We start from the raw sequence: 21,990 nt of genomic DNA, 5'->3' as shown, positions 1-21,990 counted from the left end.
TTTTTTCGCCACAGCCCCTGCAACTAAGCTAGAATCTAGAGATTCAATTTTGCTATCTCAATATGGTTCCTCATCTCACTACAGCATTAACTGGCCCATTACTTTCATTAGAAAAAAGTCTTCTAGGCGCCATGCCAAAAATTGAGCATTGGTTCCGCTCACAATGGCTAGAATATAGTTCGCCTTTTTACGCCTCCGTAGACTTACGTAATGCAGGATTCAAACTAGCCCCAGTCGATACCAATCTTTTTCCGGGCGGGTTCAATAACCTGAATCCTGACTTTCTACCGCTTTGCGTTCAAGCAACGATGATTGCAGTCGAAAAAGTATGCCCAGAGGCACATCGACTGCTACTGATTCCCGAGAACCATACGCGCAATACTTACTATTTGCGCAATATTGCTGCCCTGGCAAATATACTTCGGCAGGCCGGGTTAGATGTTAGGATTGGCAGCATTTCTCCCGAAATTACTGAGCCTACTTATCTTGAAACTCATGATGGACATAGTCTATTGCTAGAACCAGTACAACGGCGTGGAAATCGGCTGGTATTAGAGGGATTTGATAGTTGTGCCATTTTATTAAACAATGATTTGTCGGGCGGTGTTCCTGATATATTGAAAAATCTGGAACAAACTGTCATCCCGCCACTGCATGCAGGATGGGCAACACGTCGAAAATCTCAGCATTTCGCAGCCTATAACAAAGTCGCAAAAGCTTTTGCAGAATTGCTTAATATTGATGAGTGGCTGATTAACCCTTACTTTGACCATTCTAGCGGGATAGACTTTCACGCCCGGATAGGGGAAGAAGAGCTGGCCTCTAAAGTTGAAACTCTTTTAGCCAAAATAAAATTAAAATATGATCAGTATGGCGTAGATCAAGAGCCCTTCGTGATTGTTAAAGCGGACGCAGGCACCTACGGCATGGGCATCATGACGGTTAAGAGCCCTGACGATGTGAGAGACCTAAACCGCAAACAACGTAACAAAATGTCAGTTGTAAAAGAAGGCATGCAAGTCTCTGAAGTGATCATTCAAGAAGGCGTCTACACATTTGAGTACCTTCATGAAGCTGTTGCAGAACCAGTTATCTATATGATGGATCATTATGTCGTTGGCGGTTTCTATCGCGTTCACACTAGCCGTGGCATTGACGAGAACCTCAATGCGCCAGGCATGCACTTTGAGCCTCTAGCCTTTGAGAACTCTTGCTCATTACCCGATTGCGGTGGTGCCCCCGATGCACCGCCAAATCGCTTCTATGCTTATGGGGTAGTTGCCCGTTTGGCTTTACTTGCAGCGGCTATAGAACTGCAAGAATCTGATCCGCTAGCTTAAAAAATATCATGCGCATCGTATTCATCCTCGACCCTTTAGATAAGCTAAAAACTTATAAAGATACGAGCCTTGCCATCATGCGCGAGGCGAGCAAACGCGGCCATGCATTATTTATCGCCATGCAGGGTGATGTGATTCTACGCAACGAGAAAGTGTGCTTGATTACGCAAGCATTTACTTTCAGTGATGGAGATACTTGGTATAAGCTGGCTGAGAAAAGCGAAGGTAGCCCTAGTGAGTTCGATGCCATCATCATGCGCAAAGATCCTCCATTCGATAACGAATACCTCTATAGCACTTATCTACTTTCACTGGCCGTGAAACAAGGTGCAAAAGTCTTTAATAGCCCAGACTCTATTCGTAGCTGGAATGAAAAGTTAGGGATCACGCATTTTCCAAAGTTTGCGCCAGAATTTTTGGTAACACGAAATAACGAGCTTATCAGAGACTTTCTAAAAGAATATGGGGATATTGTCGTCAAACCACTAGATGGAATGGGCGGCAGTAGCATATTCAGATTAAGGCATGATGATCCCAATATTAGTGTAATTTTGGAAACCATCACCAATTTTGAACACCAAACCATTATGGCACAACGCTATCTCCCAGAAATCAAACAGGGAGATAAACGTATCATCTTGATTAATGGTGATCCTATCCCTTATGCACTTGCGCGCATCCCCAAAGCCGGAGAAACACGTGGGAATCTTGCTGCTGGAGGTACTGGTGTAGCGCAAAAACTAACAGAACGGGATGTTGAGATCGCAGCCGCTGTTGGAAAAGAAATGAAAGCGCATGGACTTTTTCTAGTTGGGCTCGATGTCATAGGTGAGCATCTCACAGAGGTAAATGTTACAAGCCCCACCGGCATGGTTGAAATCGCTAAACAAACTGAATTTGACCCAGCGAGTCAATTTATCGATAAATTAGAACATGCTCTTAATACTGATAAATAACTTTTATTGAGTGCCAATGAAAATTCGCGAGTATGTTCCTTGCAAAAATTACGCCCTACTTATTGCAATACTAATATCTCTATTACTACATTTAGCATGGATAACTGGGATTAGAGTTCATACTAGTGCAAATATAGCACGGACAAGCCCCATAGAAGTCAGCTTATCTACAGTTAATTCTTCAGTGACCAACAGCCATGAAGATATTGTTAACAATACTCAACCCACAAATATAAAATCTAATCTGATTAATTCAGATACAAAGATGGTTGCGCAAGAGAATTCTGGGTATAAAAACACTGACCAGATTTCCTCTTTAAAACAGGATAATTCTAACGAATTGCCAAATAGTAGTCTCACGCACCTCAAGGCAGACAGCCAAATACCATCATCGAGCCTTCCCTCTCAAACTCTTATGCCACCAACATCTGCTGAAATGGAGTTTGAGTTATATTCAGAAAACGACAATAAATTAATAGGGTACGGGCTACATCAATTTACTACAGAAGATAGTGACCATTATCAAATAAACATTCAGAAGATTCCCAACACACTCTCCGATGAAAATTGGAGCATCAATATTAAGGGAAGAGTGTTCAGAAATATTCTTAGCCCTTCAGTTTATGTAAGACAAGGATCTGTAGCCGCATCATTAATGGCTATTGGTGAGGTATCGGGACACTTCCCACCGAGTCAAGGCAGGCTTCCCGACAATATTATGGACAAACAAAGCCTACTCTATCAATTTATGCTGTCTCCACCGTCAATCCAAGGTGGTGCGGTATTATTATCTGATGGAAGATCAATTCATTCGTATCATTACCAGCCGCCTGAATTAACATTTATAGATAACCAGAATCTAGGAAAATTAAGAGCATCAAAGGTTACTCTGATCGCTGATGATACAGATGAAATAATAGAAATCTGGTTATCCCCTGACTTTAATTACTTGCCACTAAAATTAAGGCATAAAGATAACAATAATATTGTCACCATACAGACAACACTCAGCATATCAATTAAGAACTAATCTATAAAAAAAGCGGTTATTTTTAGATAACCGCTTTTTTCAAACCCATCACTATTTATTCTGTCAATTCGCGCCAGGATGCTCTACGTGTATTTTTTGTAGTTTTACCCGATGCAAATTTAATACATCTTGTATTACCATCTGCCAAAGTTACAAGAGCACAAGTCGGCGACTTAGTTGGATCTGTAGCATTTGGATCGGTAGGACCCCCAGAACCATTACCTCCGTTATTACTATTACTACCTGGTGAGAGCCCTACACTTGTTGCACCAGACGCTAATGAGTCTGATAAGAAAACCCCAGCAATACCAGTAGAGCTAGAGACCGATCCTGTACGATAGTCAAGTGAATATATAAGGCTATATCCTCCTAGGCTACATGCTTCATCATTGGGCACGTTTGTTGTGAATGTTACTTTACCTCCAGATAAGTCAATATTTGTATTGGCACGTTCACCAATATCTATCAAGTCAACGAACCAACCTCCTGTAGTACTTAAATTTACAGCGTTGGTTGAGATAGTGCGGGTCGACTTATAATCATTCACATCAACTTTTGTAAGTACCTGTTCTACCAAACTTTCTCGCACATTGCTGTAAAGCGCAGTTGCAGAGTCTGTATTCGCAAGTTTAGTATCTTTGACTGCATAGACAGTTTGCGTACTTGTAATGGCCGCATCCGATAGGGCAAGGAAACTCCCTGTACCAACATAAATCATTGTCTGACCATTGACCCTACCAACTTGCGGGATAGTCGTAACAGGTTGGCGGTTACCATCTTCATCATGCAAAACAGTGATCAATTGAGCATCATATCCGCTTGCACCTAATACATTGCTGATATCAAATCGCCATAAATTTCCGTATAAGTCTGCACCATACGCTGCTATAGCAGAAGCATCAGATACTGGATCAATAACTTCAACTGCAATTTTGGCCAGCCCACTTGGCGATCCCGCACTACCATAGCCAGTAGATATCTCTCTAATTGAAGTACCAGAATAAGCATCTAGTATATAGAGCCGACCAACGCCATCACCACCTGCGCCATCAGCATTAGGCACATTGTTATAGCCTGAAGTAAAGATAACTGCCCAAGTAAAGGTGCCATCATCATTTTTAACTTTGGCAATGGCAGGATTGCCATAGCTATAGCCTAGGTTTGTATCTTTAAATTCCCACAAAGCTTGAGGGGCAGTTGGATCAGTAATGTCTAAAGCGTAATAACTACGCCCGCCTCTATTAAGCCCCCCAACTAATATGGTTCTCCACTCAGCGGAGCTTGTACCGCAATTATTAATACATATGTCGCCCGTTACCGGAGTGCCATCAACGTAATACTGATGTTTACTCGAGTAATTCTTGTCGGCTAATTTATAAAGGTTTGGTCTCACTGATGCTGGGATATAAGCCCATTCCTCTCTTCCTCCATCAACACCGGCAGCAACATCAGCTGCAATGGCTGTATCTACAGCCGTTTGTTTGAGCGGATCAGTTGGATCAGCGGACAATGCAGTAATTGCGGCCTCTGCGGTTGCACTGCCAGTTGCTTTAAATGCATGCAACATACCGTCATTAGCTCCAGCGTAAACCATTGCTTTACGATTGACATTTGCATTCACAAAGGTGGTATACCCGAGATCTCCGTAACCAAAGCGCGGGACACCTACATAAGCTGGCTGCGCATTGACTATATCGCCAAGTATATGTTGCCTTACACGATAGTACTTAGTGTTAGAGAGCCCTTCATTTGTACGCGTACCTCGTAAGAAATTCACGAGATTTGCCCCTTCCCCACTAGTTTTGTCAGTATCAGTCAAACACACCGTCGGGGAAGTACACATATATTGAGTTAATCCCAATTCACCAGTTGCTATATGTGGTCTAAGGAAATTGCTGTCAGCAGCATAATTCGTAGCTGTGAATTCTTTAAGGCCATTGGCAGCAGAACTATCATACGTGTATATCAATCTACCACTTCTCACATCTAACTTGTTTTGTGCAGACCAGTCGGCAATATCACTAGAAGCACCTGTGGAATTATTAATCTGATATCTCAAAACATCACCAGTCCAATAGGCATTGGTGAATACTCCAGAGTAGATCACTGATCCTTCAGTCAGATTAACGTTTGTCGTAGTAGATGGAGAAGCAGATCCCTCAGTAGCAGCAACACTTGCTAATGCACTAGAGATGCTACTGGCTAAAGAATCAGGATCTGTTGCACTAAAATATGCTCCTCGCCCATTCACTCCGGCATGCCATAAGTCATCAATGCCTGATTGGTCATTGCTTTCGGGTTTTGGCCAATTACACTGACCACTACTTTGCCATGCACAAACACCATTAGGGCCTGTAATGTCAACGGATGTACCGTTCTTTACAGCATCATAGTCAGCGCTGCCTTCTACTCCTCCCGACTCATAGCTAGAAGAGTATTGCATGAACCCTGAAGCCCCAAGGCCTAAGGTAAACGTACGCATATTTTGAGATATATTGTTAACATTTTCACAAACATCATTGGCCGTAGCACCAGTAGAAACTGGTGTGCCATCACATTTACTACTTAACGCTGTGCTCCGTAAATCAGTTTTATAATAATATTCTGCAACATCGGCCAATGTGTTGGTTGGTCCATTCTCACTCAATGTACAAGTCACGGTTCTCCAATATGGCGCGGTAGGTACCGATTCTGCAGTACAACTACTGACGGTCGCGGTAGGGGACGTGACCGTACATGTGGTTGCAATATACGAAGTACTATTATTACCTGTATCTCCTGTAGTACCAGCAGCACAGGTTTGTACAGGAGTCGGACTAGTTTCATACAACGTTGAACAGGTTTTCTGTATCCAATCTGGTGTGCTGCCGGTGCTTGCACTGCATGATGACACAGCGACATTCGTGGTTAAGCCCGTATTTGAACAGACTACGATCTTTCCAGTTCCATCATATCCATTAGGATATGTTCCGATAGGTGCACACGATGGTGAAGCTACGAAACCAGTGTCAGTAGTAGAACATGTCACTGCGGTTTGCGCAGCAACACCATTGGTTGTAGTAGAAGTAGCAGCAACATTCGTACAAGACCCCACATCCGTTGTGACGGCGGCATTGTATGCACATGTCGTTGCAGTAACTGCAGTACCAGGATTAGTCGCAACCGGAGAAGTTGTGCCAGGCGTACAAGTATCTACTATTGTAGATGCAGAAGTACCTGCAACCACATATGGTCCAGTTGTACATGATTTAGCCGTTAGATTGACATAGTTTTGTGCTATTGAATTTCCAGTACAAGTATCAGCATAGCTTGCAACAGGCGACGTATATTGACAACCTACCGCAGTTTGCCAAATGGCATCTGAAGACGGTGACTGCGCAACTGTAGTACATGCTGCAGTTGCATTTACCCATGGAGTATAGGCTTGATAAGCACAAGTAACTGCAGGTCCTTCCCATGCTGTTGCAGATGACGAAGACTGCGCTTTAGGGGAGCATGTTGCTTGATCTGAAGCTACAGTAGGTGCGAGATACAAACAACTTATAGCTGTTGCAGAATAGGGGGCTCCTGTGGATTGAGGATTTGGATTACAAGTTGATGGTGTGGTAACTCCAGTGGTAACCGTAGTTACCTCGGCACTCCCGTAACCACATACCACCTGATTAGTATAGTTCACTGTATCCTGTGCAACAGGGGTACACGAAGAAACTTTAATTACAGTAGTGCCGGTCGTCATATAAGAACATGTACTATTACTTAATACGCCACCAGGCGTTCCTGTTCCATTGCTATCATCTCCAGTAGATGATGTGCAACTATTTAAATTAGTAACGGTAGTTGCTCCACCATACGCACATACCGTTCTCGGCCCAGCCCACACTGTCCCATTGGTGTTGCCTGATGAATTAATAGCTGTACAAGTATCTGTATTCGTTGGACCTGTAGCAATCGTACCTGAATAAGCACAGCTGACTTCCTGCGTTTTTGCAGCCCCGCCATCCTGTAAATGAACAGTGCAACTTGTCTCTGTTGATGTTGATGTTGAAGGTGCATAAATACAACTGGTTTGACCTGAACTCCAGAGAGTTCCATTTGCAGAAGATGGTGTTGTGGAATTGGTACAAGCGCTTAATCCACTGGTAGTACCGCTTGCTGTAGTTGAATACCCACAAGATGTTCTAGTCATGACACCACCCACTAGAGTGCCAGTAGTATCTACAGTACACGTTGCGGCCGCCACCGTACTTGCCCCGCCATAGGCACATGTGGTTCTCGGCCCAGCCCACACTGACCCATCGTTAGTGCCTGATGAGTTTACAGCTGTACAAGTATCTGTATTCGTTGGCCCCGTGGCAATCGTACCTGAATAAGCACAGCTGACTTCCTGCGTTTTTGCAGCCCCGCTATCTTGTGTATTAACAGTGCAACTTGTCTCTGTTGATGTTGAAGTAGTGGCTGCATATGCACAACTAGTTTGTGCTGAACTCCAAACAGTACCGTTTGCAGAAGATGGGGTAGTTGAATTTGTACAAGCACTTAATCCAGGGGTAGTGCCGCTTGCTGTAGTTGAGTATGCACAACTAGCTCTAGTGGTGACTCCACCACTAGTCGTACCTGTGGTATCAACTGTACAAGAGCTCACTGTGGAAGTCGTAGCCCCGCCATAAGTACAAGTGACTTTAGGTTCAGCAAAAGTTGAAGAAGTTACGTCTGTACAAGAGGCAGTACTTGTATTTGTTGTGCTACTAGGGGTTGCCGAATAAGCACATTGCACCTTCTCCACTTGAGTATTGGGAGTCGGTGAAGTGCCATCCGCCACTGAACATGCAGTGACAGTAGATGTAGTTGATGCCTGGTAAGTACAACTTCTAACAGTACCTGTATAAGCTGCAGGATTGGCAGTTGTGCATGAGGTCAAATCAGGGATATAGGTCGTACTAGAGTAACGACATTGTGTTTTAGTTGTAACTGCACTAGCACCAGATCCAGTTGTGGCTCCAACAAGATTTTCGGTACATGTCGCTGCATTTGCCCACTCAGAATAAGGCCCGTAGGAGTCGCCACCATTGGTGGAGACTGATGTTCTCATTTGTACATAATTATCAGCCGCTTGTAGCTTATAAGACGTGCGGGTTATTGGATACACCTTCTTCTGTAAAGTCGTTGTAGTCTGTTGGATAGGATAAGTAGTCTGAGTTAATTTCCTAGTTGTCTGAATCAGAGGATAGGTGGTTTTTCGCAAATAGGTAGTGGTCTTTTGTAAGGGATAAGTAGTCTGAGTTAATTTCCTAGTTGTCTGAATCAGAGGATAGGTGGTTTTTTGCAAATAGATAGTAGTCTTCTGCGCCTTGTAGGTGGTGCTTTGCAGGTATGTTTTTGTTTGTTGAAGTGGATAAGTAGTTGAAGTTAATCTCGACTGCCTTCTCTGTAAAGTAGAGGTTTGAACTTGGGCAGGATATGTCGTAGTAGTTTGAACAGCCTTAGTTAATCTGCTAGTTGTAGCTTTAAGCTGAATAGAACGTGTCTTAATAACAAATGTTGTTTCACCCACTTGTTTCTTAGATTCAAGGGTTTGCGTTGAAGTGCGATCATATAAAGTGCCATCATAATATGGGCGAACTTCATCTCCATCTTGCTGACCAATTGCTGTAGTTTTATCAAGCCGTGTAGGTAATACACTATCGTTCCAATAGCCGTCTGTAGACAGAATCGTAAAATTACTCTGACACGAATATTGTAGAGGATCTGTGATAGTCACGTCATATAGACTATCAAGTGTGCCCGCATAAATCTGACCCGCTCTAGACAATGCGGTACGCAATGGCGTACCCCCAAAAGGAGTAGCATTGAAGAATTTAGCATACCAAGCATGTTTATGTGCTCCGCTAAATGCTTTAATATCAAGAAAATCACTATTGCTTGAGTTAACAAGGCTACTACCATTATTGAGACTGAAATAGCCTACGCGAAATTTATCATCAACCGTTGAGAATGCAAGGCTGGCGCCAGTTTTCATCGTTTGCATACGGGTACGATAATATGCCCACCAGTTAGCATAATTGGTCATTTCTTCAGTATAAGTACATGTAGTACCTGCACAATCTATGCGAGTCGATGCCTTTGTGGATGTGCCAGGATAAGGGTATGCGTCATTGCTTGAAATAATTTGAGTTGTAATAACTGAGCCAATACCATTATTGCTAAAAGCAGTACCAGTTACAGTAGGACTACCCGTCACTGTTCTTGTCACCACTGGCGTCCCTGTTGCAGCAGCAGGGGAGGCAATCATGATAAGACTAATCCCATCCGTTGCTGCGCTGTAACCAGTTGCAGTACACCCCCCAGTTAAAGTAGTAGTACATGCATTAATGTTGGTAACAATACTATTTAATAAGGCAGTTATGTCTTCCGGACTAGTTGTGATTGCGCCTGTAATCGTTGCTGCGTTGATGCGCACTCCAGCATCGCCAGTGATACTAGTGATTGATAAAGTACCCGCACCCCCAAACGTAATGGTTGCTACTTTACCTAAGACTGGTGAGCGTGCAAAAGTATAGCTAGTGATGCCATTCGTTGTATTGTTAGCAGTGGATGCAATTTGTGCGGCCTGACAAACATTCTGTGCACCAGCAGTATTGCCCAGCGCTTGTGCCATCGTATTACACCAACGTAATGGGGCTGGATAAGTATAAGCCCCAGTAGGTACACTCGATGCAGTGCAATTTTTTAATTGTGGGCTTGTGCAATACTCACCGGGAACGGTTGTATAAAACAGTGCCTTATCAACTAAATTGGCAGTTGTAGTGGCCTGCACCCCATAACCATCATTCTTTACAGCAGTCCAGTTCGGGAAGCTAGAGGAAGTATTCGCCCCCGCAGCCGCACTGGTTCCGGTCTGGCTTGGATATGTCGTTGTATCTAAGGCGCCTACTGCATCATACATCGCAGGTGCACGATAGTAGATCCCAGGGTTATAAGCGATGCCATTATATGAAGCGTTCTTAAACAAATATGGAAGAGAGAGCAGAGGGTCAGCCCAATCTGGAAGAAAGTCCGACTGCATACTCCCAGAGTCATCTAACACAAACATGAGGTTAGGTTTTATACCGCTTGCAGATGTATCTTTTGTAATCGGCTGAGTGGCAAGATCTGTAACAGCACTGTTAGCTGATGGAATCGCCAAAAACAACCATGATAAACATATAATTACCTTAGTTAATTTATGCAATGCTATCGTTTTCTTCATGATCATTCCTTCAGATTCTTACATCGCTGCAATTAATTGGGTATAACTCAAAGTATTACGTGGACCTTCGATACGAGTTGTGATGCGGTAATATGCATCATTAGAAAGATATATTCGATCAGCATTTACAACATTTGAATTGCCTTCTAGATTAGCTTGAGTTAGCCTAGGCTTGTCGCAATTAGGGCCTGTAACAGGATTGTGATCCAAAGGATTTCCTGGCGCATCACACAGTCTTTGAATAATGTAGCTAACCCTATTACCAGCAGCATCCGCTGCCAAAGTCACTGGGGTAATTGCACCTGTACCAGAAGTTGCGGTATCCCAAGAAAATGTAGCGGCTGGAGCTCCTCTCGTCGCTGAGTACCCACTCCCAAGTTGACTCAGATGAAGGCTCACAGGATCCTTATTTGCTTGCTCAAGCCAAACAATGGCTTGCTCAGTCCCGTTATCTCCAGAATTGGTTGCAGCCTGTTGAAATGCCAAGTTTCCTGCAACGATATTGGTTGTATCAACCGAGCGAACTAAAGCAATTGCGGCCAAAGTCATGGCTACAAGCACGATTAACACAACAAATAGCGCCACACCATTTTGCCGTTTAAATCCCTGTGAGTAGATTTTTACATCACGCCTTAACATGCCGACACTCCATCAGAAATGACAGATGTGATATTTCGTATTGGCGAGACAGTCTGAAAAGTCTTGTATCGAAAATTCTGCCAAGTGAATGGAAGTGATGGATCAACCGTTTGACTTAGATTAATAACCAATGGGCTGAGATTAATCGGAGGGGCACTAGTAGCGAGTGTAGTAGCAGTTGTTCCGCGCCAAACCGGAGCAGAGTCAGTAACAATGGTTCTTTCAGGCTGCGAATTACGAACAACCAGTACCATGCGAATTGCTGCTATCCGAATAGCATTACACTCATCCTTTACAACGCCAAAAGGTTGTGTTGGAATATTTGGGATAGCCTGACTGTATTCATCCACCACACCATCCATATTTGCAGAGCTCGCACTAGTGACATCGTTACCGTACTGAGCACGCATACTGACGATATCCTCTGCAATGGGCACCCATACGGCCAGATTATTCGCAAGCCCCGCATCCCCACAATTATTTGCCCAATAATCGCAAACTGTAAGATTACTGTTTACCACTCGATAAGCTAGGATTCTGGGTGTGGCTCCCATGTTGAAAAGCGTTCCCTCTCCCCGATCAGCCTCTCCAGTAGCTACAGAGACATTAGGAGTTGAGACAGCAGTCACAGCCTCCAATGTCAAATTGCAAGGCGTTGGCCTATTCTTCGGAATGGTTGTGACCATATCACCTACCTGAAAAGCGCCTGACGAATCTACAGTGTAATTATTCTGCACAATCTGTGCGGTGATCTTGGCACCTTCAATGGAGCTATTATTTGTGCCAGAAAATACCAACAATGTATCAGTATCAGCATCACCAGCAGGAACAGCGGCACTGTTAATAGTAACGGGCATTAACGGGAAAACGCCTCCGCTAGGTAAAGTCACTGTACAACCAAGAATATCAATAGAGTTGATGCCATAACCAGACTCTCTAACTATTCGCTGAAGCTCATTCAACGCTATAGCGCCACCATTCTGCGCATCTCCACCGCCAGTGGTCGAACGCTTCTGTCCTTCAAATCCGGCAAATACTTGCATAACAACAATAATAGCCAACATACCTATCACCATTGCTACCATAATCTCTACAAGAGTGAAGCCGGCTTTATGTTTGAAATGCATATCACTACTCAAACGGGATTGAGCATGATGAAGTACTGAATAATCTAGGCTCTTCATTTTTATTTTTCCTGCGTATCCACTACTTTTGCATTCACAACATAACTATGCACATTTGTCTCACCTGGAGATATCCATCTAAGCGTTATCGTTACCAAACTAGTCAAAATGATGGATTCATTTTGCGCTGGCAAAGACTCCTCAGCGACAACAGTAACAGTAGGAGGATTTTGATCAACGCCAGGAAGAGATTTAGACACTTCACCAAGCCAATCGCTGTATGGTGTAATCGCAGAACTGGAAGGAGTTGACCCGGCAGGAGCACTCCCAGATGGCGTTGCATAAGAAGCTTGCAAAGTAGCAGATGAACGATCACTTACCCACATCTGGGCAATCAGTTCATTAGCCAACAAACTTGCATCCGCGCGATACTTTGCATCGCCTGAGAGTTTAATTGCAGAGGCCTGCAAACCAACAATCGCTAAAATGCCCATAGAGAAAATCAAAATAGCAATTAATGCCTCGAGAAGCATCACACCACTTTGTCGTTTTTGCATCATCCGCATCCCTGAGTATCTAAAAGATTGAGTGCAGGATCACACATCCGCACATTCCCCCCTGGAGAAACAACAATATTTAAACAGCGCATAGGATTGTTCTGATTTGTTGAACTCGCACAAGCTCCACCTGTAGGATTTGTTATCACGATATTCACTTGCTCTGGCGGGCTTGGTGTAACGCCCCCACCAGAAACTGAGACCGACTCCTGTCGGCCAAACCCATTAAACGAAATAGTAGCCAACGTAGCATTGACCACCACATTAGGTGCGGCGGATGTAGCAGCATTTCTTTGTATAATTCTTGGTGTTTGATCTCCGGCAACTCCATCTTGCATGGGGATTGCATCACATGCCCCCGTCGCATTATCAAGGCTTACGACCCAGCTTGTGCCCTGCGTAGATGTAGCACACCCTGATTCTATAGTATTCACTAATTGAAACCTCACCACAGTATTCCTACGTACCGCTTCAGCACGAGCCAATTGCAAGGCATTTTGTATAGACTCTGCCTCATTGCGAATCTGCGCATTCTGCATCCAACTACTCAAAGCAGGTACACCAGCAATAAGCAAGATAACCAGTATAGCAAGCCCTACCATGAGCTCTATCAGTGAAAACCCTGAGGATGCGATTTTCATTTTAGCAAGCCCCACCTTGCTTGGTGACCCAGCAATTACTACTGGTAGAAGCCCAATCCGCAGGTGAGGTAATATTTGAAGTCTTTACATTGGCTTGATCAATTGTATAAGTAAATCCAGATATCGCATTTTTACCAGTAGCCGTAATCGTATATGTATTAGCATCGGCAACACATGTAAAGCTGAAGTTAGCGGATTGTGAATCTGCACATGCGGTTGCTGTTTGTGCATATTGACGGTTATCCTGATAATACTGCTCCATCTGCACTCTTTTTGTAGCTAGCTCTGAAGTTGCTTCTGTTACTTTTGCTCGAATGACGTAGTTAGAATAACTTGGTATAGCGATAGCGGATAAAATAACAACAATCACTACCACAATCATTAACTCAATCAAACTAAAACCCCTGCACGTGTATTTTGAGCTAATACCTAAACACTTTTTACTTTGATTAACAGTTTGCATGTCGACCCCTTTTCCCATCCTGAATAATGCCACACCCAATCGCAATATCTACCTAAAACCGACAATCGGTAGATTTTCATGCTTGAGCGGTTAAATAAGGCATACGCTAAAGTTAATAAGCTGCTTATGTTAAAATAAAAACCATTCATTCAGGATAAATTCGAGAGTTCTATATGCGAATCAGCATTGCAGGGATTTTAGTTTGTTTCACGCTCACCGCATGTGGCACAAAAGGGCCGCTTTATATTCCTGAAAAGCAGTATCCTCAAGGTACTTCATCTGGTGATTCGAAAGAAAAGATGCCATCTCCGAAATCTCCCAAGAATGACAGCACTCCTTATTAAATATACAGATTAGACACAATCTTGAATCCCTTTAGCCTAAAAAGTAGTGAACTCCACGCAGAAGATGTATCGCTTACAAAAATAGCGACTAAATTTGAAACACCCTGCTATGTATATTCAAAAGAGGCATTGGCGTCAGCGTATCAACGCTTTGATGAAGGCTTTGCTGGTACAGAGCATCTAGTATGCTTCGCAGTGAAGGCGAACCCGAGTCTGGCTATATTGAATCTATTCGCACGATTGGGGGCTGGTTTCGATATCGTTTCTGGTGGCGAGTTGGCACGCGTTTTGGCAGCGGGTGGCGACCCGAATAAAGTCGTATTCTCCGGCGTGGGGAAAACAGAATCAGAAATGCATGCCGCACTCGAAGCAGGCATTTTTTGCTTTAACGTTGAATCGGCGAGTGAGCTTGAGCGACTCAATAGCGTTGCTGAGAGTTTGGGGAAGAAGGCACCCGTTTCATTGCGCGTTAACCCGAATGTGGATGCAAAAACGCACCCTTACATTTCAACCGGACTGAAGAATAATAAATTCGGTGTAGCCTATGAAGATGCATTTACGCTTTATACGCGTGCCGCAGGCATGGCGAATATCGACATACATGGCGTTGATTGCCATATCGGCTCACAACTAACTGAGCTATCACCATTTCTGGATGCATTTGATCGCGTGTTGGCCTTGGTGGATCAACTTGAGGATGCGGGCATCCATATCCAGCATATCGATGCGGGCGGCGGTATTGGCATTTGCTATAGCGATGAAACGCCACCTGACTTTTCGGATTATGCAAAAGCGATGTTGGCGAAACTCGGTGATCGCAAAGTAAAACTGGTATTCGAACCTGGCCGGGCACTCGTAGGCAATGCGGGGGTTTTACTGACAAAAGTCGAATACTTGAAACATACGGAAGCAAAGAATTTTGCTATTGTTGATGCCGCAATGAACGATTTGATGCGCCCGGCTTTATATGATGCCTACCACGAGATAGTCGCGGTCAACCCACGGACGACTGAAGCGACTGAATATGAGATCGTAGGCCCGGTATGCGAAAGCGGAGATTTTCTAGGTCATGATCGCAAACTAGCATTAGAACAAGGCGACCTACTCGCCATTATGTCTGCTGGTGCATATGGCATGAGCATGAGCTCGAATTACAATACTCGTCCGCGCGCCGCTGAGGTGATGGTAGATGGAGATCAAGTGCATTTGATTAGAGAGCGTGAGCGCATTCCCCAGCTATTCGCACTGGAAAAAATCATACAAAGCAGCTAAATAAAAAGCCCAGCATTGCTGGGCTTTTTATTGTCGGATTCATTGCTTAATCAAAGATCACCGTCTTGTTTGCATATAGCAGAATACGATTCTCGATATGCCAGCGCACCGCACGCGACAACACGATACGCTCCAAATCTCGGCCCTTTTGTATCAAATCTTCTACTTGATCACGATGCGAGATACGGTCGATATCCTGCTCGATGATTGGCCCTTCATCCAACACCTCGGTCACGTAATGACTGGTCGCACCGATGAGTTTGACGCCGCGCTCAAATGCACGGTGATAGGGGCGAGCCCCAATAAAGGCGGGTAAGAAAGAGTGATGGATATTGATAATTCGCTCGGGATATCGCCGCACGAAATCTGGGGACAATATCTGCATATATCGCGCAAGCACAATCAGATCGATCTCAAATTCATCGAACAAAGCAAACTGCTGGGCTTCAGCCTCGGCCTTATTTTCTTTAGTGACTTCGATATAGTGAAAAGGAATGCCGTAGAACTCAGCCAACCGCTCAGCATCTCGATGATTACTGATGATCAACGGGATATCGCAGGCAAACTCGCCACTTTGATGGCGATGTAACAAATCCACCAAACAATGGTCATACTGGGAGACCATGATGGCCATGCGTGGACGTTTTTGCGCCAACTTAAGCTGCCATGTCATCTCGAACTGAGATGCGATTGGAGAAAAATCTATTGAGAAGTTATCTGCATTGATAGCCGAACCTTCAAGACTCCACTCGACACGCATAAGAAAAAGATTGTTCTCGGCATCTTGATGCTGATCCGCATGCAAGATATTAGCGTCATGCCGATATAGAAAGTCAGCGATAGCAGCAACGATGCCTTTGCGGTCAGGGCACGTAACTAATAATGTAGCAGTGTTTTTTGACATGCGTATTTGTGATTATTTTAGGTAATCAAATCAGGCTAAAACAGCATTATAGCAAGATTAACAGGGCACTGAATAAGTGCAAGGGAGGCAGGGTTGTGGTATCTTTTTAATAGATTTTCAATCATGTCGCATAAATAGGCATATTGAGTCATGGCGCATGCCGCTATTGTGAAAAAATTCTTGTGAAAAAACAGCTACCTTACTTTCTAATTGCATTCTTATTACCTGTAACAGCCATGCTATGGTGGTGGGGTTTATTTTCGACGACTACGCTACAAAGCGGTGAGTACGGCGGTTATCGCTATGTTTACCTGGATGCACAGGGCTTGTACTCAAAATTGATGAAGACACAGAACGAAGTATCATTTCAGTTAAAACTACAAGGCATTGTGCCCGGCTCAGAAGTCACGCTGGTCATGACGGATCCGCGCACGACTCCACAAGATAAATTGCTCGCACGCACGGGTTTCTTGATCAGTGCTGATGCAGAGCCGAAAGCGCCATTAAAAGTAGATACGATTGCAAAAAGAGAAGTCGTGGTTGCCGAAATCAAGGCGCATCCATTATTCGCCTATGGTAAGGCGTACTCTGCCCTATTAGACTATACAAAAGAACACAAAACGACATTGCATTTACCGACATTGGAGATTTACGATCACAGCGTATTACGCGTAGAAATGCCCTTAACATCTGATCAAGTTACAGAGGTTGATACACGATGAACTTTATCGCACTGATTGGCGCACTAGCACTTACCTATTATCGTCCGCATACACGGCCAGACTGGCTGAAGTATGCATTTTTGCCGTATGCGCAATTAATAGAACGCAATTTTAATGGCGGCAAGAAATTACATGGCGTGATTGCATGGGTGCTAGGGGTATTCTTACCTGTGGTACTGGTTGGTTTTGTATATTTTATCTTGCTTGAGATCAACAGTCTGCTCGGCATATTATTTGGTGTGGTATCACTCTACCTGACCCTGCGTTTTAGCTATTTTAGCCAGCATGCAGAAAAGATCGCTGCTGCACTGAGTGACCGTAATATCGATCAAGCGCGATATCTGCTCCATCAATGGGAGCTCGCTGAAACAGACAATTACACTTCGGCTGAAGTTGCCAGAATCAGTATAGAAACTGGTCTAAGACGATCCCATCAAGGGTTGTTCGCGCCTATCTTCTGGTTTGTATTATTAGGCCCCGCTGGCGCACTGCTCTACCGGTTAACACACTTGCAAAAACTTGAGTGGCCTGCGAAAGACCAGGGGTATCACCAGTTCGCGCATCAAGTCTTTGAGTGGCTGGACTGGTTGCCGACTCGCATTACCGCTAGCTGCTTTGCGATCGTCGGCGATTTTGAAGATGCGGTATATTGCTGGCGTACGCAAGCTGATCAATGGCCGGATAAAGCGCTTGGCATCATCCTCGCAAGTGGAGCAGGGGCATTAGGCGTCAGGCTTGGGGAGCCATTAGCGTATCGCGGTGTTTTACAATTTCGCCCAGAGATGGGCTTGGGCAGTGAAGCTGATGCGGATTATCTAAGAAGTGCTGTCGGTCTGGTTTGGCGTGTTCTTGTATTAATAGTAGCGCTGGTATTATTGCTGACTTTTGCACATTGGCTTGGAAATTAAGTTTGAATTACACGGCTTGGCCTGCCATGAAAGAGAATAAATGACGGATATTTTACTTGCTAACCCACGCGGCTTTTGTGCTGGCGTAGATCGTGCGATCATCATCGTAGAGCAGGCGCTGGAAAAATTCGGCGCCCCTATCTACGTACGCCATGAAGTTGTACACAACAAATTTGTAGTAGATGAACTGAAACGCAAAGGCGCGGTATTCATCGAAGAGCTGGATGAAGTACCAGCTGGCAATACTGTGATTTTTAGCGCTCACGGTGTGTCAAAAGATGTACGCGCAGATGCGGAGATACGTGGCTTGCAGGTATTCGATGCTACCTGCCCGTTAGTGACTAAAGTCCACATTGAAGTAGCCAAGATGCGAAATGCTGGTAAAGAGATCGTCATGATCGGCCACAAGGGTCACCCAGAGGTTGAAGGCACCATGGGGCAATCTGAAAGTGGGATGTATTTGGTCGAAACGCCGGAAGATGTGGCTAAGCTGCAAGTTAAAGACAGTCACAAACTGGCTTACGTGACACAAACAACCCTTTCTATCGATGATGCTGCATCCATCGTCACCGCATTGAAAGAACGATTCCCTGATATCAGCCCACCACAGAGCGACTCCATCTGTTATGCCACGCAAAATCGACAAGATGCCGTTAAAGTGATGGCAAAAGACTGCGACCTCGTGATTGTAGTGGGCTCACCTAACAGCTCAAACTCAAACAGGTTGCGAGAAGTGGCACAGAATCAGGGAATTGAATCTTACATGGTTGATAATGCCAGCTACCTTGACCCGCAATGGTTAGTCGGCAAGAAGCGTATTGGCATCTCGGCGGGTGCTTCTGCACCCGAAGTCCTAGTAAAAGCGGTCATATTGAAAATACAATCACTGACGAATGCACAAGTGACTGAGCTACAAGGTGTTGTAGAGAACGTGGTATTTAAACTACCGCGAAATCTGGCGACAGCATAACTAGAAAACAAAGGGCACTATCATGTGCCCTTTGTTTTCTAGTGTATCGATTCGATTATTTCTTCAGGTTATCCAAACTGAATGCAGTCTTGGGATTTAAGGCCAGAATCAAGAATCCACCCGCAATTGCCATATATTGCATAAAGCCAATAGGATCATTCATCTTTAATACACAGGCAACGAATACGGAATAAATAGCCAAGGTATAAGCACTGAATTTAGTTTTATATCCGACGAACAATGCAAGACCAGCGACTAATTGGATCAGAATCATTAAAGGTGGAAATAAGCTACCTAGGCCATGCTCGCCAAGATATGCACGATAAGCATCATACCCTTCTGGATTCTTCATAATAATAGCCAGTTGAATAATGATCGATAACAAATAAATCTGCGCTAACAATAAACGCCCAACAAGGCTCATAATTTTATTCATTGATTTGCTTTCTAATGGTTAGAATTTCGCGAATCGGCATAATGCCTGTAACAAACACGGCCTGCAACACCTGAAAGGATATCGCATGAAGCTTATTACGCTCATTCTTTGCTTATCGCTTGTTTTAATCGCTTGCTCACAAGACAAAGACGCTACGCCCAAGATCGCTGAAGGGCCGCGAGCGGTGCTGGAGAAAGCAAAAACGGTGGATGCGACAGTACAGCAATCTGCCGAAGAAACAAAGCGCCAGATCGATGCGACAACAGAATAATCCTGCGCATAATTTCCGTATTCAGGAAGTTAACTGGGATGCGGCAGGCGCTGCGTTAAAAACCATTAGGTCACAGGTATTCATTGAAGAGCAGCAAGTCCCTATAGCGCTCGAGTGGGATGGTTTGGATGATAGTGCAATCCACATTCTGGCACTAGACAATGAGACCCCTATCGGCTGTGCCCGTATCCTGCAAGGCGGCATTATCGGCAGAATGGCGGTATTAAATGCATACCGGAATATGGGGATCGGCCACTCGATTTTGGCAGCAGCGATTGCTATATGCAGACGAGAGCAATGGTTTGAGATAAAACTATCAGCCCAGATGCATGCCCTCGCTTTTTACCAGAAGGCAGGTTTTTCTATATGTAGTAGCGAATATATCGATGCTGGCATACCGCACAAAGACATGGTCTTGGATTTAAGCATTTGATTTAACGAACACCTTATCGTCTGTTTATTTGCCGATGCGGGATGGCTTGGGTAAAATATGCGGTTTCACTCTCTTCATGTTAAGGATTTTCAGATGTCAAAGATCATTTTCAAGGCTGGCGAAGCCACTATTTTTAGCGAAGGCAAAGACGTCACGGCTGCTATGCCGGAAATCCTGATCGGCGCTGTTGATGGCCCTGTCGGCACTTCATTCGCTAACATGATGGCGCAAAGCAAAGGCCACACTGCCATGTTCGCAGTGCGCGATATCAATCAACTGGTGCGCCCAGCGACGATGATGGTGCCAAAAGTCACGTTAAAAGACTCCATCAATATCGAATTGTTCGGTGGCGTGGTTCAGGCTGCAACTGCCGATGCGATTCTGGACTGTGTGATCGAAGGCATCATCCCTAAAGACCAAGTGAATGACCTTTGCATCATCAGCCTTGTATGGATCGATCCAGGTTGCGCTGCATTAGCGAAAGAAGGCAAGTTGGATAAAGCCGACATGTACAAGAATAACTACGATGCGACCAAACTAGCGATTAAACGTGCATTGAACGATGAACCAACGATTGATGAATTGATTGCTAATCGTCATAAGATCAAGCACTGTATGTGGGAAGAGTCTTGGGGCGATATCTAATCGATACCAAGTAAATCACCATGTTTATCAAAAAGGCAGCTCAGGCTGCTTTTTTGATTTCAGGTCGAGCAATATCTTACGTACCGGCGTAGGTAATGCCGCCCCAATGGCATCTTCAATATCCAGCCAGATGTAATTAGGCTCAGCCGCCTGAAGCGATTTTGCCGCAGCCCATACGGGCTGGGGCGAGATATGCAGTTTAAAGTGTGTAAATGCATGGGTCAGCAATGCAAGCGGCGGCGCCACCTCCACCTCAAGACCCAAACGACATTTGGATACTGTCTCAGGAGATTCATCTGCCATCATCTCGGGAAAGCTCCAAAGACCACCCCAAATGCCTGTCGACGCACGTTTCTCTAACATCACCTCATTTCCACTACGCACAATGAGCATCGTGGTATGTTTTTCTGGTGTGGCTTTGCGTGGTTTGGAAGTAGGTAGGCTTGCCACCTTGCCTTGAGCGAATGCAGCACAACTATGTTGGAGGGGGCAGCTCATACATTTGGGCTTGCTACGCGTACAAAGGGTTGCACCTAGATCCATCAAGCCTTGTGTATAGGCGACCATATCGGTCTCTGGTAGCAACGCTTCGGCAAGTAACCAGAGCTTATTTTCAACCTTTGGTAATCCTGGCCAACCCTCCACTAAAAAGTGGCGTGCGAATACCCGTTTTACGTTGCCATCCAGAATCGCCTTTACCTGATCGAAAGCAAACGAGGCAATGGCCGCCGCAGTAGAGCGCCCAATACCGGGTAGCGCCTGAATGGCTTCAACATCTTGCGGGAAATCACCAGCATGTTCTTCCATGATGATACCTGCCGCTTTATGCAGATTGCGTGCACGTGAGTAATAGCCAAGACCGCTCCAGTATTGCAGCACTTCTTCCTGACTTGCAGCGGCAAGACTGGCAACAGTAGGAAAGCGCTGCATAAACTTCTGGTAATACCCGATGACAGCAGCCACTTGCGTTTGTTGCAGCATGATCTCAGATACCCATATGGCATAAGGGTCGCGCGTATTCTGCCAAGGCAAGTCGTGGCGACCATGCACTTTTTGCCAAACGATCAAGCGAGTTGAAAAGTCTTGCAT

The 21,990-nt window shown here is 44.7% G+C and carries 20 protein-coding genes; 11 read left to right on the top strand and 9 right to left on the bottom strand.

The window, feature by feature from the left end:
• The first annotated feature begins 62 nt into the window (after positions 1–62).
• The 3 genes from gshA to A7981_RS01165 are packed head-to-tail and all read left to right on the top strand — an operon-like array spanning position 63 to position 3,326.
• Positions 63–1,340, top strand: coding sequence for a glutamate--cysteine ligase (gene gshA, locus A7981_RS01175; protein WP_067262861.1), 1,278 nt, complete (start codon positions 63–65; stop codon positions 1,338–1,340).
• An 8-nt stretch (positions 1,341–1,348) separates the two neighbouring features.
• Positions 1,349–2,296: a glutathione synthase gene (gene gshB / locus A7981_RS01170; protein ID WP_067262858.1), complete on the top strand. Its 948-nt coding sequence runs from the start codon at positions 1,349–1,351 to the stop codon at positions 2,294–2,296.
• A gap of 16 nt (positions 2,297–2,312) precedes the next feature.
• On the top strand, positions 2,313–3,326 hold the full coding sequence (locus tag A7981_RS01165) for a DUF3108 domain-containing protein (RefSeq protein WP_067262856.1): 1,014 nt from the start codon (positions 2,313–2,315) through the stop codon (positions 3,324–3,326).
• 55 nt (positions 3,327–3,381) lie between these two features.
• Here the strand turns inward: A7981_RS01165 and A7981_RS01160 are convergent, their stop codons facing one another.
• The 6 genes from A7981_RS01160 to A7981_RS01135 form a co-directional block, all read right to left on the bottom strand.
• Complete coding sequence (locus A7981_RS01160) at positions 3,382–10,509, bottom strand: PilC/PilY family type IV pilus protein (protein ID WP_165595528.1); 7,128 nt, start codon at positions 10,507–10,509, stop codon at positions 3,382–3,384.
• A gap of 81 nt (positions 10,510–10,590) precedes the next feature.
• Positions 10,591–11,211, bottom strand: coding sequence for a hypothetical protein (locus A7981_RS01155; protein ID WP_067262850.1), 621 nt, complete (start codon positions 11,209–11,211; stop codon positions 10,591–10,593).
• On the bottom strand, positions 11,205–12,395 hold the full coding sequence (locus A7981_RS01150; RefSeq protein ID WP_067262847.1) for a PilW family protein: 1,191 nt from the start codon (positions 12,393–12,395) through the stop codon (positions 11,205–11,207). The genes A7981_RS01155 and A7981_RS01150 overlap by 7 nt, the downstream gene beginning before the upstream one ends.
• Before the next feature lie 2 nt (positions 12,396–12,397).
• Positions 12,398–12,895, bottom strand: coding sequence for a type IV pilus modification protein PilV (gene pilV / locus A7981_RS01145; protein WP_067262844.1), 498 nt, complete (start codon positions 12,893–12,895; stop codon positions 12,398–12,400).
• Positions 12,892–13,533 carry a GspH/FimT family pseudopilin gene (locus A7981_RS01140; RefSeq protein WP_067262841.1) on the bottom strand — a complete coding sequence of 214 codons (642 nt, stop codon included), beginning with the start codon at positions 13,531–13,533 and terminating at the stop codon, positions 12,892–12,894. Before A7981_RS01140 ends, pilV begins: the two co-directional genes overlap by 4 nt.
• 1 nt (position 13,534) lies before the next feature.
• On the bottom strand, positions 13,535–13,996 hold the full coding sequence (locus A7981_RS01135) for a type IV pilin protein (protein WP_067266343.1): 462 nt from the start codon (positions 13,994–13,996) through the stop codon (positions 13,535–13,537).
• A 173-nt stretch (positions 13,997–14,169) separates the two neighbouring features.
• On the opposite strand from A7981_RS01135, the gene A7981_RS11710 reads away from it, so the two are divergent.
• Together A7981_RS11710 and lysA are read left to right on the top strand one after the other, a co-directional pair.
• Positions 14,170–14,340 (top strand): lipoprotein, encoded by a 171-nt coding sequence (locus A7981_RS11710; protein ID WP_082889173.1) that lies wholly within the window; start codon positions 14,170–14,172, stop codon positions 14,338–14,340.
• A 21-nt stretch (positions 14,341–14,361) separates the two neighbouring features.
• Positions 14,362–15,612, top strand: coding sequence for a diaminopimelate decarboxylase (gene lysA, locus A7981_RS01130; RefSeq protein WP_067262837.1), 1,251 nt, complete (start codon positions 14,362–14,364; stop codon positions 15,610–15,612).
• Positions 15,613–15,658: 46 nt separating this feature from the next.
• Here the strand turns inward: lysA and purU are convergent, their stop codons facing one another.
• The gene (gene purU / locus A7981_RS01125; protein ID WP_067262834.1) at positions 15,659–16,516 is read right to left on the bottom strand and encodes a formyltetrahydrofolate deformylase; all 858 of its coding nucleotides are present in this window, start codon (positions 16,514–16,516) and stop codon (positions 15,659–15,661) included.
• Positions 16,517–16,698: 182 nt separating this feature from the next.
• On the opposite strand from purU, the gene A7981_RS01120 reads away from it, so the two are divergent.
• Genes A7981_RS01120 through ispH form a run of 3 tightly spaced genes read left to right on the top strand, consistent with a single transcriptional unit; the run spans position 16,699 to position 19,116 of the window.
• On the top strand, positions 16,699–17,238 hold the full coding sequence (locus A7981_RS01120) for a hypothetical protein (RefSeq protein WP_067266340.1): 540 nt from the start codon (positions 16,699–16,701) through the stop codon (positions 17,236–17,238).
• Positions 17,235–18,146 (top strand): CobD/CbiB family protein, encoded by a 912-nt coding sequence (locus A7981_RS01115; protein WP_067262831.1) that lies wholly within the window; start codon positions 17,235–17,237, stop codon positions 18,144–18,146. The genes A7981_RS01120 and A7981_RS01115 overlap by 4 nt, the downstream gene beginning before the upstream one ends.
• Before the next feature lie 40 nt (positions 18,147–18,186).
• A complete protein-coding gene (gene ispH, locus A7981_RS01110) occupies positions 18,187–19,116 on the top strand; it encodes a 4-hydroxy-3-methylbut-2-enyl diphosphate reductase (protein WP_067262828.1) in 930 nt (309 codons plus the stop codon).
• A gap of 55 nt (positions 19,117–19,171) precedes the next feature.
• On the opposite strand, the gene A7981_RS01105 is transcribed toward ispH, so the two are convergent.
• Positions 19,172–19,552, bottom strand: coding sequence for a DoxX family protein (locus tag A7981_RS01105; RefSeq protein ID WP_067262826.1), 381 nt, complete (start codon positions 19,550–19,552; stop codon positions 19,172–19,174).
• A gap of 85 nt (positions 19,553–19,637) precedes the next feature.
• On the opposite strand from A7981_RS01105, the gene A7981_RS01100 reads away from it, so the two are divergent.
• The 3 genes from A7981_RS01100 (at position 19,638) to fae (ending at position 20,901) form a co-directional block, all read left to right on the top strand.
• Entirely contained in the window at positions 19,638–19,823 is a 186-nt protein-coding gene (locus A7981_RS01100) for a hypothetical protein (protein ID WP_067262822.1), read from the top strand.
• Entirely contained in the window at positions 19,807–20,256 is a 450-nt protein-coding gene (locus tag A7981_RS01095) for a GNAT family N-acetyltransferase (protein ID WP_067262819.1), read from the top strand. Before A7981_RS01100 ends, A7981_RS01095 begins: the two co-directional genes overlap by 17 nt.
• A gap of 93 nt (positions 20,257–20,349) precedes the next feature.
• Positions 20,350–20,901, top strand: a complete 552-nt coding sequence (gene fae, locus A7981_RS01090) for a formaldehyde-activating enzyme (RefSeq protein WP_067262817.1) — start codon at positions 20,350–20,352, stop codon at positions 20,899–20,901.
• Positions 20,902–20,928: 27 nt separating this feature from the next.
• Here fae and mutY read toward each other — a convergent pair whose 3' ends face one another.
• The gene (gene mutY, locus A7981_RS01085) at positions 20,929–21,990 is read right to left on the bottom strand and encodes an A/G-specific adenine glycosylase (protein ID WP_067262814.1); all 1,062 of its coding nucleotides are present in this window, start codon (positions 21,988–21,990) and stop codon (positions 20,929–20,931) included.

It is taken from the genome of Methylovorus sp. MM2 (assembly GCF_001648895.1).
Classification (GTDB): domain Bacteria; phylum Pseudomonadota; class Gammaproteobacteria; order Burkholderiales; family Methylophilaceae; genus MM1.
The sequence above is the reverse complement of the archived record's forward strand: the minus strand, read 5'-3'. Positions and strand labels throughout refer to the sequence as shown.

Coding starts and splice junctions, on each gene's coding strand:
- gshA (WP_067262861.1), top strand. CDS start 63: ATGGTTCCTCATCTCACTACAGCATTAACTGGCCCATTACTTTCATTA.
- gshB (WP_067262858.1), top strand. CDS start 1,349: ATGCGCATCGTATTCATCCTCGACCCTTTAGATAAGCTAAAAACTTAT.
- A7981_RS01165 (WP_067262856.1), top strand. CDS start 2,313: ATGAAAATTCGCGAGTATGTTCCTTGCAAAAATTACGCCCTACTTATT.
- A7981_RS01155 (WP_067262850.1), bottom strand. CDS start 11,211: ATGTTAAGGCGTGATGTAAAAATCTACTCACAGGGATTTAAACGGCAA.
- A7981_RS01150 (WP_067262847.1), bottom strand. CDS start 12,395: ATGAAGAGCCTAGATTATTCAGTACTTCATCATGCTCAATCCCGTTTG.
- pilV (WP_067262844.1), bottom strand. CDS start 12,895: ATGATGCAAAAACGACAAAGTGGTGTGATGCTTCTCGAGGCATTAATT.
- A7981_RS01140 (WP_067262841.1), bottom strand. CDS start 13,533: ATGAAAATCGCATCCTCAGGGTTTTCACTGATAGAGCTCATGGTAGGG.
- A7981_RS01135 (WP_067266343.1), bottom strand. CDS start 13,996: ATGCAAACTGTTAATCAAAGTAAAAAGTGTTTAGGTATTAGCTCAAAA.
- A7981_RS11710 (WP_082889173.1), top strand. CDS start 14,170: ATGCGAATCAGCATTGCAGGGATTTTAGTTTGTTTCACGCTCACCGCA.
- purU (WP_067262834.1), bottom strand. CDS start 16,516: ATGTCAAAAAACACTGCTACATTATTAGTTACGTGCCCTGACCGCAAA.
- A7981_RS01115 (WP_067262831.1), top strand. CDS start 17,235: ATGAACTTTATCGCACTGATTGGCGCACTAGCACTTACCTATTATCGT.
- ispH (WP_067262828.1), top strand. CDS start 18,187: ATGACGGATATTTTACTTGCTAACCCACGCGGCTTTTGTGCTGGCGTA.
- A7981_RS01105 (WP_067262826.1), bottom strand. CDS start 19,552: ATGAATAAAATTATGAGCCTTGTTGGGCGTTTATTGTTAGCGCAGATT.
- A7981_RS01100 (WP_067262822.1), top strand. CDS start 19,638: ATGAAGCTTATTACGCTCATTCTTTGCTTATCGCTTGTTTTAATCGCT.
- A7981_RS01095 (WP_067262819.1), top strand. CDS start 19,807: ATGCGACAACAGAATAATCCTGCGCATAATTTCCGTATTCAGGAAGTT.
- fae (WP_067262817.1), top strand. CDS start 20,350: ATGTCAAAGATCATTTTCAAGGCTGGCGAAGCCACTATTTTTAGCGAA.
- mutY (WP_067262814.1), bottom strand. CDS start 21,990: ATGCAAGACTTTTCAACTCGCTTGATCGTTTGGCAAAAAGTGCATGGT.